Raw genomic sequence first — 15,934 nt, forward strand, 5'->3', positions numbered from 1 at the left:
AGCGCTCCTGTGGCCGGGTACTCCGAGCCGGGCACCTTCTGGAGCTTGACCGTGCCCTTCGCCGTCTTGGCCGCCGCCGACCGGTCGTTCCGGTCGGGCGCCGCACCCACGGGACACACGAGGCACACGCACACGGGGCACACGCACACAGAGCACCCGCACACGGGGCACCCGCGCCCCGACGGCATGAGAACCCTCAGTCGTTGGCGACCACGGGGTAGCGCGGCTCGTTCTCGGCCATCTGCCGCAGGGCGTCCTTGCGCTCCCGCTTGGAGAGCCGGTCGATGTAGAGGTAGCCGTAGAGGTGGTCGGTCTCGTGCTGCAAACACCGCGCGAAGTAGCCGGTGCCGCGCACCTTGATCGGGTTGCCCCGCTCGTCCTGGCCGGTGACCTCGGCGTAGTCGGGGCGGGCCAGCGGCGCGTAGGCGGTGGGCACGGACAGGCAGCCCTCGTTGCTGTCGTCCAGGCGGCGGCGGTCGGCGGGCAGTTCGACCAGCTTGGGGTTGCAGACCACGCCGACGTGCCGCACGCCCTCGTCGTCCCCGCAGTCGTAGACGAAGACCTTCAGGTCGACACCGATCTGGTTGGCGGCCAGGCCCACGCCCTCGGCGGTGCGCTGGCTGGCGAACATGTCCGCGACCAGCTGCTGGAGCTCGTCGCCGAACTCGGTGACGTCCTTGCACTCCTTGTGCAGCACGGGGTTGCCGACGACCGTGATCGGCCGCGAGGTACCGCGCTCGCGCCACGCGGTCTCGCGCTCCTCGCAGTCCCCGGTGTCGACGACATAGCCCTCGTCGTCGACGGGGAGCACGCCCGCGTGCTGCTGATCGGTGTCCTGCTGCGCCATGACCGACGTACGCCTTCCTGCAAGCCTGAGAGATTCTGCGAGTACAGCCTAAGGGGGCCGGGGGACACACGGGTCTCCGTCGGACACCGGGGGCGGCAGGCGGTCAGCAGACCTCTTCCAGATCCCGCCAGTCCCGGGAGTCCGGGCTGTCCGCGACCCACCCGTCCAGCAGCCCCCGGACGAGGGACGCCGGTGCGGCCACCCCGCACTCCCGCTCGGGCACCCACAGCTGTCCGTCGGTGCGGTGGCCCAGCGGCCCGGGGTGCCCCGGCTCGCTGTGGTCGTGCGGGTCCAGGTGCACGCCGTCGCCCTCGTCGGACGGCATCCGCGACTCCGAGCAGGTCCGGCACAGCAGCCGCACGGACGACGACCAGTCCTCGGCGGCGAAGCCCGCGTCGGCGGCGAGCTGCTCCAGGGCGTCCCGGTCGGCCTCGGTGGCGGCCTCCAGCAGGACCACCCACGTGGGCACGGGCGAGGGCGCCCACAGCTCGATCTCGTCGAAGACCGGGTAGCTGTGCCCGGCCGCGGTGGTCCGCTCGCCGTGCGGCACGCCGTCGTGCAGCACGACCTCGCCCCAGCGCCGCCCGGAGGAGGGCAGCGGGATGGACAGCACCTCGATCCGGGCCGGGTCCAGGCGTCGGCCCCAGACCACCTCGGCCTCGCCCTCCGGCGACAGCCGCACGGCCGCGCTGCCCAGCTCCATGCCCACCGGTTCCCCGGCGGCCGTCGCGCCCCCGGGCACCTTCAGGCCGTAGGCCTGCCAGGCGCGCCGGGCCAGCGGCCAGTCCTGCAGGGCGGTGGCGGCGATCCCGACGTTCCACCAGTCCGGCGCGCCGGACTCCTTCTCCAGCAGGGCCACGGCCCGCAGCCCGGCCGTTCTGGCCTGCTCCCAGTCGTGCCGGAACTTGTGCAGCAGGGCCAGGTTGAACCAGGACTCCGACAGCCAGGGTTCCAGATCGGCGGCGCGCGTCAGCAGCGCGCCCGCGTCCTCGTACCGGCCGTCGCCGATCAGGGTGAACGCGCGGTCGGTGGCCTGCCGCCAGGAGGCGGAGGGCCGGTGCCGTCCCTTGCCGAAGATCCTCACGATTCCCGCCTGCCAGTTCCGTTCTGTGGGCTGGCTTCTGCCCCCGGTTTCCCTTTCCTTCGCATCCAACCACGTACGGCTTGAAGGGCGCTCATTACCCATGGGTTACCCCGTCGCGGGCAGCGTCAGACAGTCCCGCGACAGCACCCGGGCCAGCGATTCCACCACCTCGGGCGCGTAGTCGCCGGCCGTGGCCAGCCGCAGCTCCTCCAGTGCCCTGAGCGGGCCGCCGGGTCCGGCGTCGCGCGCCTTCTCGTCGTAGGCGTTCACGGCCCGCACGATCCGGGCGGGCAGCGGCTGCTCCCGGCACGGGTCGGCCTGCCGCTCCACCACCACCGCGACCTCCCGGGAGACCCCGGTCTGGCGGACCACCGCCCCGCCGAGCAGCGCGATGCGCCGCTGCTCCGCGACGGGCAGGCCGGCCGTCGCCCCCGCGGGCATCGGGTCGACCAGGCTGAGCTGCCCGATGTCGTGCATGAGCGCGGCGTGCTCCAGCACGGTCAGCTCCGGCTCCGTCAGGCCCAGGTCCCGCCCCACGGCCCGGCTGAGCACGGCGACCCGGCGGGCGTGTCCGGCCGGGGTGTACCCGGCCACCTCGGTGGCCCGGGCCAGCGAGGCGATGGTCTGCCGGTAGGTGTCCCGCACGGCCGCGTACCGCCTCAAGGACAGCTGGGTGAGCAGCAGCGGCAGCGAGAAGACCGGCAGCGCCCACAACCCGACGACGGCGACCGCGAGGGCCATCACCGCGCCCGTCGCGCACACCGCCGACCCGATCCCGAGCAGGCCCCGCAGCTCCTCCCGCAGCAGCGGGCCGAACGGCCACCGGGTACGGCAGTGGGCGGGCACGGCGGCGAGCACGGCCCCGCACAGGGCGGTGAGCACCAGGAGCGCGAGCAGCAGCAGGGCGTACGCCGGGCCCACCCACCCCCGGAAGGCGCCCTTGCCGTACAGCGGTTGGAAGCAGACGGCGGCGAAGAAGACGGTGAGGATCCGCCGGGCCAGGTGGTCGAGGGTCGATCCGCGCCCGCGCGCGATGTGCGGCACGCTGCCCAGCAGACAGGCGGCGAGCACCACGGCGACGGCCTGGAGGGCGCCGTGATGGCTGGGCCGTCCGGCGTCCTCCCCCAGCAGGGCGTACGACAGCGCGCCCGCGGCGCCCAGCGGCGCGGCCTCCCGGGCCTGGCCGCCCGACCACCGGGCGAGCTCCCCCACCAGCACCAGCACCCCGAACGCGAGCGCCGCCCCGCGCTCCTCGAGCCCGGTCCACACCGTGACGGCGAGCGACAGCAGGCCGACGGCGAGGGCGGACCCGCGGATCAGCACCAACGGCCACGGCCACCTCACCCGCGCGCCTCCTCGCGCCCGCCGGCCGACCCGGCCCGCGCACGGGGGGCGCGGTGCCTGGCCGGGACGCACGGCGCGCCGTCCCCGGGCGGGGACGGCGGGCTGCCGTCCTCCGCCGTGACCGCCGGGTGCCAGCCGTTCCGGTCCAGGGCCCGCACCAGGGCGGTGACCATGCGCGGGTCGAACTGGGCGCCCGCGCAGCGTTCCAGTTCCCGCAGCGCCGTGCCCACCGGCCGGGCTCTGCGGTAGGAGCGGGTGGACGTCATCGCGTCGAACGCGTCGGCGACGGCCACCACGCGTGCGCACTCCGGGATCTGGCCGCCCCTCAGCCCGTAGGGGTATCCGCTGCCGTCCAGGCGTTCGTGGTGGTGCAGGATCGCCGAGCGTGCCTCGCCGAGGAAGGAGATCCCGCGCACCATCTCGTGTCCGTACTCGGGGTGCAGTTCGATCACCCGCCGCTCCTCGGGGGTCAGCGGGCCGTCCTTGCGCAGCAGCCGGGTGGGTACGCCCAGCTTGCCCACGTCGTGCAGGATGCCGGCGAAGCGCAGCACCTCGACGCGTTCGTCGTCCATGCCGAGTTCGCGGGCGATCATCATGGAGGCCTGTCCGACCCGCTCGCTGTGTCCGCGCGTGTAGCCGTCCTTGATGTCGACCGCCTGCACCAGCGCCCGGATCGTCGCCTGGTGGGCGGCCCGTTCCCGGTGGTACTGCGCGTACGCCCACCAGGACACGCACATCGGCAGCAGCACCAGGAGGGCGGCCACCGGCCCGTACGGGCTGCGCCAGAGCACGGCCATCATCAGGCCGGCGAGCCCGTGGACCGCGGTCGGCGCCAGGGAGCGGGCGAACAGTCCCCGCCGGCCCGGCAGGGCGGGCGAAGCCGCCGCCAGCGCCCGGACCCCTCCGTCCAGCGCGGTCAGCACCCCGCAGAACGCCACCACCGCGGCACCGGCGGGGACGAGGGCGTACGGGAAGTCGGGGTCGGCGACGGCGCCCGGGCCGCCCAGTTCCCCGTGCACCGCGGCCGCCACCCACACGGCGAGCGCGAGCTGGGCCGCACGCCAGATCCGGCGCAGGGCCTCGGGCCGCTGCCCGGCCGCGGCCAGCAGGGCGCCGGGCAGCGGGACGAGCGCGGCGGCGGACGGCGGCAGCAGGAAGGCCGCGGCCAGCAGCACGGGGTAGAAGGGCCCGGCGAAGCTCCGCCGGGCCAGTTGCTTGCCGCCGGTGTACACGGCGGCCAGCAGGCCGACGGCCCACCAGGACGCGTGCGTCACCGGCACCGGAACCAGCGGCGGCACCGTGAGCGGCACCAGCACCGGCAGCAGGCAGACCAGGGCACCGAGGGCGACACAGGCGACGTAGGCACGTGCCCGGGGTGGAACCGCCTCCATGCCGTCCCTCCCCCGTCGCGCCGGTCCTGCCTGCCCACGGCTGGGAGACTAGGGGGCGCGGAGGGACGTCCGTGGGCCGATAACCCGCGGATTAGCACGTATGGGTGACGAGGGACGCGCGCGGCATGGAGCGGGCCCGCATCGCGCGTGGGGTGGTCAGGACTCCTGGGAGGTGACCGGTTCCTCGGTCACATCGCGCTCGGAGACGGTCTGACCGGAGCGGATCAGCTCGAGCCGCCCCATGACCTTGGCGCGCAGGTCGGCGGGTACGTCGTCATGCCCGCAGCACCGCTTGACCAGCTTCTTCACGGCCTGCTCCAGGCCGTACTTCTCCAGGCACGGCGAGCACTCCTCGAAGTGGTGCTCGAACTTGGTGCGATCGACGTCCGGCATCTCACTGTCGAGGAACTCGTACAGATGGTCGAGTACCTCACTGCAGTCCGTCTCGTGCGGCTCTCCGCAGCTCATGAGCCCGAGCCTTTCGCTTCGTTCGACTCTCCGGCACCGGCCGGGACCAGTCCGCGATCGCGGGCGTAGTCCTCGAGCATGCCACGCAGTTGACGGCGGCCCCGGTGCAGCCGGGACATCACCGTACCGATGGGTGTCCCCATGATGTCCGCGATCTCCTTGTACGCAAAGCCCTCTACGTCCGCGAGATACACGGCGATGCGGAACTCCTCGGGGATGGCCTGGAGCGCTTCCTTCACGTCCGAGTCGGGCAGGTGGTCGAGCGCCTGCGACTCCGCGGAGCGCAGACCCGTCGACATGTGCGACTCGGCGCGGGCGAGCTGCCAGTCCTCGATCTCCTCCGCGGCGGAGCGCTGCGGCTCACGCTGCTTCTTGCGGTAGGAGTTGATGAAGGTGTTGGTCAGGATCCGGTACAGCCAGGCCTTGAGGTTGGTGCCCTCACGGAACTGGTGGAAGGACGCGTACGCCTTGGCGTAGGTCTCCTGCACCAGGTCCTCCGCGTCGGCCGGGTTGCGCGTCATGCGCAGGGCGGCCGAGTACATCTGGTCGAGGAATTCCAGCGCGTCCCGCTCGAAGCGCGCGCTGCGCTGGGCGGTCGACTCCGCGGACGCGTCCACGCCCGTGCCCTGGCCCTCGGGCAGCTCCGCCTGGCCGTTGTCGGTCCCTGCGTCGGTACCGGGAACCGGACCCACCTCCTCAAACGATGGCGCGGGACCGGAACCGGTCCCACTCGATTCGGAGGATAGACGACGACCCGTGCCTCCCGCCGCTCGAATAGGAGCGGTCTTGGCCGCGCGCAGCACGGACCAGTCCAGGTCAGCGCGGCTGCGGCTCGGGCAAATGGTCGAACCCATGCGGCGGACTCCCTCTCCTGCGACGTCGGTGCCGAGGCCTCAGCACTTCTGTCCGGCTCAACAGTGGTCCGCCACCCGGCATTCCCAGGAGTCACCCGAGTGACGCGATCCACTCCACGACGCCACCGGTGACGATCTCCAGCGCCCGCTCCTGGCTGATCTCCGCGCGTTTCGGCACGGCGAAGCCGTGATCGCCGTACGGCACCTCGACCAGCCCGTAGGACCCCTCGGGGAACTCCTCCGGCTTCCCGAACGGGTCGTTCCCGCCCTGCACGACCAGCGTCGGCACCCCGGCGCCGAGCAGTTCGCCGGCACGGGACTTCTCCGGCTTTCCCGGCGGGTGCAGCGGGAAGCTCAGCGCGAGCACGGCGTGCGCCCCCAGCTCGGCCGCGGTACGGCAGGCGACCCGCGCCCCGGCGCTGCGCCCGCCGGAGACGACGGGCAGCCCCGGTGCGGCGAGGGCGGGCCAGACGCCCCGCCAGCCCACGTCCAGGGTCTTCGGCGCGGGCGCGACCTTCTTCCCGGCGACCCGCCAGGGCTGCTCGACCAGGGCCACGCTCACCCCGTGCGCGGGCAGCACCTCGGCCAGGGCCCGCAGGTCCCGCGCCTCGATGCCGCCTCCGGCGCCATGACCGACGGCGAGGACCATGGCGGGCTCCTCCGCCCGGTGCCAGGTGATACGGGCGTCACCCGCGTCCGTGGCGACCGTCTGCGGGGTACCGGCCGTCTCCTTGGTCATGTCACAGGACGTGTCAGAGGTCATGTCAGAAGAGTGTGCCCTCTTCGGGTGCGGGCAGCTCCTTGAGCAGCTCCGGCCCGTTGTTGCGGACGTTGCTCACGGCGGTGGACACCGGGTAGGCGCGCATCAGGCCGGCGGGCGGCGGGGCGAGGAGGGCGCGCAGGTCGTCCACGTCCGTGCGGGCCGGGTCCAGCCAGGCGTCCCAGCGGTCGGGCGTGAGCAGGAGCGGCATCCGGGGGTGGATGTCGGCCAGTGCGTGCGGGCCCTCGGCCGGGGCCACCGCCAGCGGGGTGCGCTCGGCCTCCGTGGTGATCACCGAGCAGGTCGCCCACCAGGCCAGCGGATGGTCGTCGGGCAGCGTGCGGTCCCGCCAGAACTCGTAGAGCCCCGCCATCGCGAACACCGATCCGTCCGCCGGGGTGACGAAGTACGGCTGCTTGCGCGGCCGCTTCCGCTTCCCCTCGACCTCCAGCTCGCGCTCCTGGGTGCCGGTGACCCACTCGTAGTAGCCGTCGGCGGGCACGATGCAGCGCCGGACGGCGAAGGCCCGCCGGTACGACGGCTTCTCGTGCACCGTCTCCGCCCGGGCGTTGATCATGCGGGCGGCACCCTCGGGAGACTTCGCCCAGGAGGGGACCAGGCCCCACTTCAGCTTCCGCAGCTGCCGAACCGGACGCTTGTCCTCGGCGTCCTTCAAAGGGCGGTCCAGGACGACATGGACCTCCTTGGTCGGGGCCACGTTGTAGTCGGGCTCAAGGGTCTCCTCCGGCTCCCACTTCTCGATCTCGAAGATTCCTGCGAGATCCTCGGCTCCGCGACTTGCCGCATACCGTCCGCACATACGTGCAACACTGCCAGGCCCACCCGTCGCCCGACCACCACCCCTCAACGACGGCGCTACGCGCCGGCCCCTCTTGACTCGACCACAGGGAGCCACCGCAACACATGGACAGCCTCGCCTCGACAGCGCTGGCCGGCCTCTGGGACCGGCTCGTGGGCACCCAGCCCGATCCGGACCTGTGGGTGGTGATCGCCACCGCGGTCGCCGCGCTCGCCGTCGTCGTCCCGCACACCCTGTGGCGCGTCTCCCGCAACGCGATCACCATCGCCCACGAGGGCGGCCACGGCCTGGTGGCGCTGCTGAGCGGCCGCACGCTGACGGGCATACGGCTGCACTCCGACACCAGCGGCCTGACCGTGAGCCGCGGCAAGCCGTACGGCGCCGGCATGATCCTCACCGCGGCCGCCGGCTACACCGCTCCGCCGCTGCTGGGCCTGGGCGGCGCGGCCCTGCTCGCCGCCGGGCGGATCACGCTGCTGCTGTGGGTGGCCACGGCGCTGCTGGTGGCGATGCTGGTGATGATCCGCAACGCGTACGGGGCGCTGACCGTGCTGGTCACGGGCGGTACGTTCCTGCTGGTGTCGTGGCTGACCGGGCCCCAGGTGCAGGCCGCGTTCGCGTACGCGGTGGTGTGGTTCCTGCTGCTCGGCGGGGTGCGGCCGGCCTTCGAGCTCCAGGCCAAGCGGTCCCGCGGGGGCGCCGGGGACTCGGACGCGGACCAGCTGTCCCGGCTGACGCACGTGCCGGCGGGTCTGTGGCTGTTCCTGTTCCACGCGGTGTCCCTGTGCTCGCTGATGGGCGGGGGCCGCTGGCTGCTGGGGGTGTGACGGGGGGCCGTTGGGGGGCACACGTGGCAGCGGGCCACGAGGTGCGCATGGCTTCGGACCGGGGTGGCGTACGGCTCCGCCGCCCGGCGTGACCGGCTCCGGCCGGGCCGCACCCGAACGACGGCCCGTCCAACCGCCTCCTTATAGAGTGGGTCCATGGCCCCGAACCCCGCAGACACCGCCCTCTGGCCCGCCCCGCACGCGAGCGGAGCCGTCGACGCGACGGTCCACGTGCCCGGGTCCAAGTCGGTCACCAACCGCGCGCTGGTGCTCGCCGCGCTCGCCTCGGAGCCGGGCTGGCTGCGCCGCCCGCTGCGCTCCCGCGACACGCTGCTGATGGCCGGCGCCCTGCGGGCGATGGGCGTGGGCATCGAGGAGACGGTGTCCTCCGCGTCGGGCGCCGGCGCCTCCGGCGAGGCCTGGCGGGTGATCCCCGCGGGGCTGCACGGCCCGGCCACGGTCGACGTCGGCAACGCCGGCACGGTGATGCGCTTCCTCCCTCCGGTCGCCGCGCTGGCCGACGGCCCGGTGCGCTTCGACGGCGACCCCCGTTCGTACGAGCGTCCGCTGCACGGCGTGATCGACGCGCTGCGCGCGCTCGGTGCCCGCATCGACGACGACGGCCGGGGCGCCCTGCCGATGACCGTGCACGGCAGCGGTGCGCTGGACGGCGGCCCGGTCGAGATCGACGCCTCCTCCTCGTCGCAGTTCGTCAGCGCCCTGCTGCTGTCCGCCCCGCGCTTCAACCAGGGCGTCGAGGTCCGGCACACCGGCTCGACGCTGCCGTCGATGCCGCACATCCGGATGACGGTCGACATGCTGCGCGCGGTGGGCGCCCAGGTGGACACCCCGGAGTCGGGCGGCGAGCCGAACGTGTGGCGGGTCACGCCGGGTGCGCTGCTCGGCCGGGACCTGACCGTGGAGCCGGACCTGTCCAACGCCCAGCCGTTCCTGGCGGCGGCGCTGGTGACCGGCGGCAAGGTGGTCGTACCCGACTGGCCGGAGCGGACCACCCAGCCCGGTGACCGGCTGCGGGAGATCTTCACCGAGATGGGCGGTTCCTGCGAGCTGACCGACTTCGGCCTGGTCTTCACCGGCTCGGGGTCGGTGCACGGCATCGACGTGGACCTGAGCGAGGTCGGCGAGCTGACCCCGGGCATCGCCGCGGTCGCCGCGCTCGCGGACTCCCCCTCGACGCTGCGGGGCGTGGCCCATCTGCGGCTGCACGAGACGGACCGGCTGGCCGCGCTGACCAAGGAGATCAACGAGCTCGGCGGCGATGTCACCGAGACCGCCGACGGCCTGCACATCCGCCCGCGCCGGCTGCACGGCGGCGTCTTCCACACCTACGAGGACCACCGCATGGCGACGGCCGGCGCGATCATCGGCCTGGCGGTCGAGGACGTGCAGATCGAGAACGTGGCGACGACGGCGAAGACCCTTCCGGACTTCCCCGAGCTGTGGGCCGGGATGCTCGGGGCGTAGAGGCGCGGGGATCACGTCATGCGCCGCTACGGCAAGCACACCGACGAGGACGACATCCGGACCCGGCCCGGCCGCAGGGGCACACGGCCGCGTACGAACATCCGCCCGAAGCACGAGGACGCGGCCGAGGGCATGGTGCTCACCGTGGACCGCGGCCGGCTGACCTGCCTCGTCGACGGCCGCACGATCATCGCGATGAAGGCCCGCGAACTGGGCCGCAAGGCCGCCGTCGTGGGCGACCGGGTGGCCCTGGTCGGTGACCTGTCCGGCGCGAAGGACACGCTCGCGCGCATCGTCCGCATCGAGGAGCGAAGCTCGCTGCTGCGCCGCACCGCGGACGACGACGACCCGTACGAACGCGTGGTCGTGGCCAACGCCGACCAGCTGGCCATCGTCACCGCGCTCGCCGACCCGGAACCGCGCCCGCGCCTGATCGACCGCTGCCTGGTGGCGGCGTACGACGGCGGCCTGGAGCCGCTGCTGGTCATGACCAAGTCGGACCTGGCCCCGCCCGACAAGCTCCTGGAGCTGTACGGGGCGCTGGACATCCCGCACGTCGTCACCAGCCGTGAGGAGCTGGAGAACGGGGACGCGGCGGACCGGGTGCGCGAGCATCTGGACGGCAAGATCACCGCGTTCGTGGGTCACTCCGGCGTCGGCAAGACGACGCTCGTCAACGCGCTCGTCCCGGAGGACAGGCGCCGTCTGACGGGACACGTCAACGTGGTGACGGGCCGCGGCCGGCACACCACCACCTCGGCGCTCGCGCTGCCGCTGACCGGCGCGGAGGGCTGGGTCGTCGACACCCCGGGCGTGCGGTCCTTCGGGCTCGCCCACATCGACCCGTCCCGGGTCATCCACGCCTTCCCCGACCTGGAACCCGGCACGGAGGGCTGCCCGCGCGCGTGCAGCCACGACGAGCCGGACTGCGCGCTGGACGCGTGGGTCGCGGAGGGCCACGCCGACCCGGCCCGGCTGTACTCGCTGCGCAGGCTGCTGGCCACCCGGGAACGTAAGGAAGGCGACTGACGCCGCGTGCTCACCTTGGCGTAGTTTGTGTCCGCCACGGTCCGGCACGTGCATAATCGCAGCGAGCCGGAGCGGTCACGGAGCGAGGACCTACGGGAGGACGGCACATGGCGTGGCTGCTGGTCATCGTCGCGGGACTGCTCGAGACCGGCTTCGCGGTGTGCCTGAAACTCTCGCACGGCTTCACCCGGCTCTGGCCGACCATCGCCTTCGCCTGCTTCGCGCTCGGCAGCTTCGGCCTGCTCACCCTGTCCCTGCGCAAGCTCGACGTCGGTCCCGCGTACGCGGTGTGGACCGGGATCGGCGCGGCGGGCACCGCGATCTACGGCATGGTCTTCCTCGGCGACCTGGTGTCCACGCTGAAGATCGTGTCGATCAGCTTCGTCATCATGGGCGTGATCGGCCTGCAACTGTCGGGCTCGGCCCACTGAGATGCGACTGTGGGGCTCGGCCCACCGAGGGGCGGGCGCGCTACCGAGCCGGGTTCCGCTCGGACGGGACGGCGGCAGCCGGTGGCTCAGGTGAGCTGGTGGCGGCGCAGCGTCTCGCGCACCAGGGCGGCCACGCCTCCCTCGCCGGGGGGAGCCGCCACGCAGGACAGGGCGAGGCGGATCGCCAGCTCACAGGCCCTCGCCAGCTCGGACACATCCATGACGGGCGCGACCGAGGCGGCCAGGGCGGCCACGGCACGGTCGCGGACGTGTCCCAGCAACTCGCCCGGCGACGGCAGCGGACCGTCCGCCCTGCGCTGCGCCGGGACGGGAGAGGTCGAGGGCACCGCCGACAGCGTCGGCCAGGGCAACCGCTCGCTCCAGCAGCCCGTGAGCATGGCCTTCACCAGCGCGTTCTGGCCCGCGGCCGCCACGGTCCACTCGGCGGCGGCGCTGAGCCGCTCGGACGGGTCGGCGTGTCCGGCCAGGGCGCGGTCCACCCCGGCGAGATAGCCGTCCGCCTCCCTCCTGACGAGCGCCCGCGCCAGTCCGTCCTTGCTGCCGAACTCGTTGTACAGCGTCTGCCGGGACACCCCGGCCGCCACGGCCACGTCCACCATCCGTACCGCGGACCACGGCCGACGCGCCAGCGCCGTGTAAGCGGCGTCCAGCAGGGATTCCCGCGCTGCAGGCATCATCGCCTCCCGGGGGCGAGCGACTCTGCGCACAGATTTGACGCGGCCCGCGGCACTGTCAAGGGGGCCCGGGGGCATGTGCGCCCTTCGAGCGACACACCGCGGCTCCGGCCCCGCCACCCGCGCCCCCTGTGGCCCGGTGTCGCCCCAGGCGGATACCGTTCCCTACATGCCGGACTACCTTGACGACCTGCGCCTGGCCCACGTTCTCGCGGACGCCGCCGACGCCGCCACCATGGACCGCTTCAAGGCGCTCGACCTGAAGGTCGAGACCAAGCCGGACATGACCCCGGTCAGCGAAGCGGACAAGGCGGCGGAGGAGCTGATCCGCGGCCAGTTGCAGCGCGCCCGCCCGCGCGACGCGGTCCTCGGCGAGGAGTACGGCATCGAGGGCACCGGCCCCCGCCGCTGGGTCGTCGACCCGATCGACGGCACCAAGAACTACGTGCGCGGCGTTCCCGTGTGGGCCACGCTGATCTCCCTGATGGAGGCCGGTGAGGGCGGCTACCAGCCCGTCGTCGGCGTCGTCTCCGCGCCCGCCCTCGGCCGCCGCTGGTGGGCCGCCAGGGGCCACGGGGCCTTCACCGGCCGCAGCCTGTCGCAGGCGTCGCGCCTTCGGGTCTCCGGCGTGGCGAAGCTGGCCGACGCCTCCTTCGCGTACTCCTCCCTCAGCGGCTGGGAGGAGCAGGGCCGGCTGAACGGTTTCCTGGACCTGACCCGCGAGGTCTGGCGCACCCGCGCCTACGGCGACTTCTGGCCCTACATGATGGTCGCCGAGGGCTCGGTCGACCTCTGCGCGGAGCCCGAGCTGTCGCTGTGGGACATGGCCGCGAACGCGGTCATCGTGACCGAGGCGGGTGGCGCCTTCACCGGCCTGGACGGCCGGCCCGGCCCGCACAGCGGCAACGCGGTGGCGTCCAACGGACTGCTGCACGACGAGTTGCTGGGGTATCTCAACCGGCGCCACTGAGGAAGAGGAGACGCCTGCGCACGCCCCCAACCGGCTACGCGCGCCCTCTTGTTGACCGCCGCTTTACCTGCAACTCTGAGAGTCCCCCACTTGTGAACTTGTGAATCCAGTCACCAGCTGGATTCCGCGAGGAGGTGGCTCCATCCCATGCTCGTCCGCGACGCCATGAGCACGGTGGTCCTCACCATCGGCCCCGCACACACCCTCCGACAGGCCGCCGCCCTGATGTCCGCCCGCCGGGTGGGCGCGGCCGTGGTCCACGACCCCGACGCCGGCGGCATCGGCATCCTCACCGAACGCGACATCCTCAACTCCGTCGGTCTGGGCCAGAACCCGGACACGGAGCCCGTCCACGCCCACACCACCACCGACGTCGTGTTCGCCGCCCCGTCCTGGACCCTGGAGGAGGCCGCCCGCGCCATGGCGCACGGCGGATTCCGCCACCTCATCGTCCTCGACGACGGCGAACCGGCCGGCATCGTCTCGGTCCGCGACATCATCAGCTGCTGGGTTCCGGCCCGGGTGGCGGCCTGACCGCACGACGGTGGACCGGGCCCCGAAGGGACCCGGTCCACCACCGCGACAAGCGGTCCGGTTCCGAAGATCAGCCGCGCAGGGCCTGGACCGCGGCCTCCAGCCGCTTGCCGAAGTCCGCGTCCGCCTGGCGGAAGTTGTCGATCGCGCGCCCGGCGATGTCCTCGCGCGAGACCTGTGCGATGGCGCCGGCGAGGTTGCCGATCAGACGGTCCTTCTCCTCGTCCGACATCAGCCGGTAGAGGTTGCCGGCCTGGACGAAGTCGTCGTCCTCCGCGTGCGCCGGGGTCGCGTGGTCGCCGGTGACGCCGGAGACCGCAACCGGCTGCCACAGCGGCCGGTCCGTCTGGAACGGGCCGCCGAAGCTGTTCGGCTCGTAGTTCTTCGCGCCCTTGTGGCGGCCGTCGTAGAGGTGGCCGTCACGGGAGTTGGTGCGCGCCTCGGTGGCGTGCGGGCGGTTCACCGGCAGGTGGTCGGCGTTGATGCCGACGCGGTAGCGGTGGGCGTCGCCGTAGGCGAAGAGACGGCCCTGGAGCATCTTGTCCGGCGACGGGCCGATACCGGGCACGAAGTGCGCGGGGCTGAAGATCGACTGCTCGACCTCGGCGAAGACGTTCTCCGGGTTGCGGTTGAGCTCCAGCCTGCCGATCTCGACCAGCGGGTAGTCGGCGTGCGGCCACACCTTGGTCAGGTCGAACGGATTGAAGCGGTAGGTCGCCGCCTCGGCCGCCGGCATGATCTGGACGGAGACGGTCCAGGACGGGTACTCGCCGCGCTCGATCGCCTCGCGCAGATCGCGCTGGTGGGAGTCGGGGTCCTCACCGGCGAGCCTGTTGGCCTCCTCCTGGGTGAGGCACTTGATGCCCTGGTCGGTCTTGAAGTGGTACTTGACCCAGAAGACCTCGCCGGCCTCGTTGTTCCACTGGTAGGTGTGCGAGCCGAAGCCGTCCATGTGGCGGTACGACGCCGGGATGCCGCGGTCACCGAACAGCCAGGTCACCTGGTGCGTGGACTCCGGGGACAGGCTCCAGAAGTCCCAGACGTTGTCCGGCTCCGTCGAGCCCGTGTACGGGTCGCGCTTCTGGGTGTGGATGAAGTCGGGGAACTTGATCGCGTCCCGGATGAAGAACACCGGGGTGTTGTTGCCGACGAGGTCGTAGTTGCCCTCCTCGGTGTAGAACTTCAGCGAGAACCCGCGCGGGTCGCGCACCGCGTCCGCCGCGCCGAGGTTGCCCGCCACCGTCGAGAAGCGCAGAAACGTCTCCGTCTGCTTGCCGACCTCGGAGAGGAACGCGGCACGCGTGTACGGCGTGACATCGGCGGTCACCGTGAAGGTGCCGTAGGCGCCCGCACCACGCGCGTGCACCACGCGCTCCGGGATGCGCTCGCGGTTGAAGTGGGCGAGCTTCTCCAGCAGGAGCTGGTCCTGGACGAGAACCGGGCCGCCGACGCCCGCGGTCTCGCTGTTCTGGTTGTCGGCCACCGGAGCACCGGCCTCCGTCGTGAGCGGTCCCTTGGTCATGTCGCCTCCCGGCACATCTGTCTGTTCCTGTCGCTTGGCCAAAGCCGTTCCCGATCCTACAATGGACAATGTCCAAGTCAAACAGGCATCCAAAGTCACACTCGTTCGTAAACTGTTCCCCTTGCTGTTAAGCTGGTGTGTATGAGCGACCTTCTGGAACGGCTGCGCGGACGCGGATGGCGGATGACCGCGCAGCGGCGTGTCGTGGCCGAGGTCCTGGACGGCGAGCACGTCCACCTGACGGCCGACGAGGTCCACGCGCGGGCCGTCGCCAAGCTGCCCGAGATCTCCCGTGCGACCGTCTACAACACCCTGGGCGAGCTGGTCTCCCTCGGTGAGGTGATCGAGGTCAGCACGGACAAGCGCGCCAAGCGGTACGACCCGAACGCCCACCGGCCGCATCAGCACCTGGTCTGCGCCGGCTGCGGCGCGATCCGCGACGTGCACCCCGGCGGCAATCCGCTGGCCGACCTTCCGGACTCGGAGCGCTTCGGCTTCACGATCTCGGACGTCGAGGTGACGTACCGCGGGCTGTGCCCGAACTGCGCGGCGGCGTGACGAACGCCTGAAAGCCCCGGCACCAGGGAGTGCCGGGGCTTTCCGCATGCCGGGGCTTTCCGCATGCCGGGGCTTTCCGCGTGCCGGGGCTTTCCGCGCGCCGCCATCTTCGCGGGGGACGCACATGCCGGGGGACGCCGCGACGCCGAGAGGCAGACGCAGACGCAGAGGCAGACGCACAAACACCGAGGGCCGGAATCCTTGATCGGATTCCGGCCCTCGGCCTTCAGTAGCGGGGACAGGATTTGAACCTGCGACCTCTGGGTTATGAGCCCAGCGAGCTACCGAGCTGCTCCACCCCGCGTCGGTGAATAG

At 72.4% G+C, this 15,934-nt stretch carries 17 protein-coding genes and 1 tRNA gene; 7 read left to right on the forward strand and 11 right to left on the reverse strand.

Translation table 11 applies throughout. The features are described from left to right. Positions 1 to 196: 196 nt before the first annotated feature. From def to ABZ484_RS18635, 8 genes are all read right to left on the reverse strand, one after another. Positions 197 to 847, reverse strand: coding sequence for a peptide deformylase (gene def / locus ABZ484_RS18600; RefSeq protein ID WP_306190542.1), 651 nt, complete (start codon positions 845 to 847; stop codon positions 197 to 199). A gap of 103 nt (positions 848 to 950) precedes the next feature. Further along, complete coding sequence (locus ABZ484_RS18605) at positions 951 to 1,931, reverse strand: hypothetical protein (protein ID WP_189902183.1); 981 nt, start codon at positions 1,929 to 1,931, stop codon at positions 951 to 953. A gap of 105 nt (positions 1,932 to 2,036) precedes the next feature. Continuing rightward, positions 2,037 to 3,257: an HD domain-containing protein gene (locus ABZ484_RS18610; RefSeq protein WP_358867009.1), complete on the reverse strand. Its 1,221-nt coding sequence runs from the start codon at positions 3,255 to 3,257 to the stop codon at positions 2,037 to 2,039. Between the two features lie 14 nt (positions 3,258 to 3,271). Beyond that, positions 3,272 to 4,666 carry an HD-GYP domain-containing protein gene (locus ABZ484_RS18615; RefSeq protein WP_358866968.1) on the reverse strand — a complete coding sequence of 465 codons (1,395 nt, stop codon included), beginning with the start codon at positions 4,664 to 4,666 and terminating at the stop codon, positions 3,272 to 3,274. A 156-nt stretch (positions 4,667 to 4,822) separates the two neighbouring features. Beyond that, a complete protein-coding gene (gene rsrA, locus ABZ484_RS18620; protein WP_030179143.1) occupies positions 4,823 to 5,134 on the reverse strand; it encodes a mycothiol system anti-sigma-R factor in 312 nt (103 codons plus the stop codon). Beyond that, the gene (sigR, locus tag ABZ484_RS18625) at positions 5,131 to 5,826 is read right to left on the reverse strand and encodes an RNA polymerase sigma factor SigR (RefSeq protein WP_358866969.1); all 696 of its coding nucleotides are present in this window, start codon (positions 5,824 to 5,826) and stop codon (positions 5,131 to 5,133) included. The genes rsrA and sigR overlap by 4 nt, the downstream gene beginning before the upstream one ends. 253 nt (positions 5,827 to 6,079) lie before the next feature. Beyond that, positions 6,080 to 6,727: an alpha/beta family hydrolase gene (locus ABZ484_RS18630; protein ID WP_358867010.1), complete on the reverse strand. Its 648-nt coding sequence runs from the start codon at positions 6,725 to 6,727 to the stop codon at positions 6,080 to 6,082. 25 nt (positions 6,728 to 6,752) lie between these two features. Next, on the reverse strand, positions 6,753 to 7,568 hold the full coding sequence (locus ABZ484_RS18635; RefSeq protein ID WP_358866970.1) for an SOS response-associated peptidase: 816 nt from the start codon (positions 7,566 to 7,568) through the stop codon (positions 6,753 to 6,755). A 104-nt stretch (positions 7,569 to 7,672) separates the two neighbouring features. On the opposite strand from ABZ484_RS18635, the gene ABZ484_RS18640 reads away from it, so the two are divergent. The 4 genes from ABZ484_RS18640 (at position 7,673) to ABZ484_RS18655 (ending at position 11,340) form a co-directional block, all read left to right on the forward strand. After that, positions 7,673 to 8,395: a M50 family metallopeptidase gene (locus ABZ484_RS18640; protein WP_358866971.1), complete on the forward strand. Its 723-nt coding sequence runs from the start codon at positions 7,673 to 7,675 to the stop codon at positions 8,393 to 8,395. Between the two features lie 156 nt (positions 8,396 to 8,551). After that, the gene (gene aroA, locus ABZ484_RS18645) at positions 8,552 to 9,880 is read left to right on the forward strand and encodes a 3-phosphoshikimate 1-carboxyvinyltransferase (RefSeq protein WP_358866972.1); all 1,329 of its coding nucleotides are present in this window, start codon (positions 8,552 to 8,554) and stop codon (positions 9,878 to 9,880) included. A gap of 18 nt (positions 9,881 to 9,898) precedes the next feature. Beyond that, complete coding sequence (gene rsgA / locus ABZ484_RS18650) at positions 9,899 to 10,909, forward strand: ribosome small subunit-dependent GTPase A (protein ID WP_358866973.1); 1,011 nt, start codon at positions 9,899 to 9,901, stop codon at positions 10,907 to 10,909. Between the two features lie 107 nt (positions 10,910 to 11,016). Next, the gene (locus tag ABZ484_RS18655) at positions 11,017 to 11,340 is read left to right on the forward strand and encodes a multidrug efflux SMR transporter (RefSeq protein ID WP_030179165.1); all 324 of its coding nucleotides are present in this window, start codon (positions 11,017 to 11,019) and stop codon (positions 11,338 to 11,340) included. 86 nt (positions 11,341 to 11,426) lie between these two features. On the opposite strand, the gene ABZ484_RS18660 is transcribed toward ABZ484_RS18655, so the two are convergent. Then, the gene (locus ABZ484_RS18660) at positions 11,427 to 12,038 is read right to left on the reverse strand and encodes a helix-turn-helix domain-containing protein (protein WP_358866974.1); all 612 of its coding nucleotides are present in this window, start codon (positions 12,036 to 12,038) and stop codon (positions 11,427 to 11,429) included. A gap of 166 nt (positions 12,039 to 12,204) precedes the next feature. Here ABZ484_RS18660 and hisN point away from each other — a divergent pair, with 166 nt between their 5' ends. Together hisN and ABZ484_RS18670 are read left to right on the forward strand one after the other, a co-directional pair. Next, complete coding sequence (gene hisN / locus ABZ484_RS18665) at positions 12,205 to 13,005, forward strand: histidinol-phosphatase (RefSeq protein ID WP_358866975.1); 801 nt, start codon at positions 12,205 to 12,207, stop codon at positions 13,003 to 13,005. Positions 13,006 to 13,152: 147 nt separating this feature from the next. Next, entirely contained in the window at positions 13,153 to 13,539 is a 387-nt protein-coding gene (locus ABZ484_RS18670; RefSeq protein WP_358866976.1) for a CBS domain-containing protein, read from the forward strand. Positions 13,540 to 13,609: 70 nt separating this feature from the next. On the opposite strand, the gene ABZ484_RS18675 is transcribed toward ABZ484_RS18670, so the two are convergent. Continuing rightward, complete coding sequence (locus tag ABZ484_RS18675; RefSeq protein WP_358866977.1) at positions 13,610 to 15,061, reverse strand: catalase; 1,452 nt, start codon at positions 15,059 to 15,061, stop codon at positions 13,610 to 13,612. Between the two features lie 141 nt (positions 15,062 to 15,202). On the opposite strand from ABZ484_RS18675, the gene ABZ484_RS18680 reads away from it, so the two are divergent. After that, positions 15,203 to 15,619: a Fur family transcriptional regulator gene (locus ABZ484_RS18680; RefSeq protein WP_358866978.1), complete on the forward strand. Its 417-nt coding sequence runs from the start codon at positions 15,203 to 15,205 to the stop codon at positions 15,617 to 15,619. A gap of 230 nt (positions 15,620 to 15,849) precedes the next feature. Here ABZ484_RS18680 and ABZ484_RS18685 read toward each other — a convergent pair. Further along, a tRNA-Met gene (locus ABZ484_RS18685) sits at positions 15,850 to 15,923 on the reverse strand. Between the last annotated feature and the right edge of the window lie 11 nt (positions 15,924 to 15,934).

Source organism: Streptomyces sp. NPDC006393 (genome assembly GCF_040628575.1).
GTDB lineage: Bacteria > Actinomycetota > Actinomycetes > Streptomycetales > Streptomycetaceae > Streptomyces.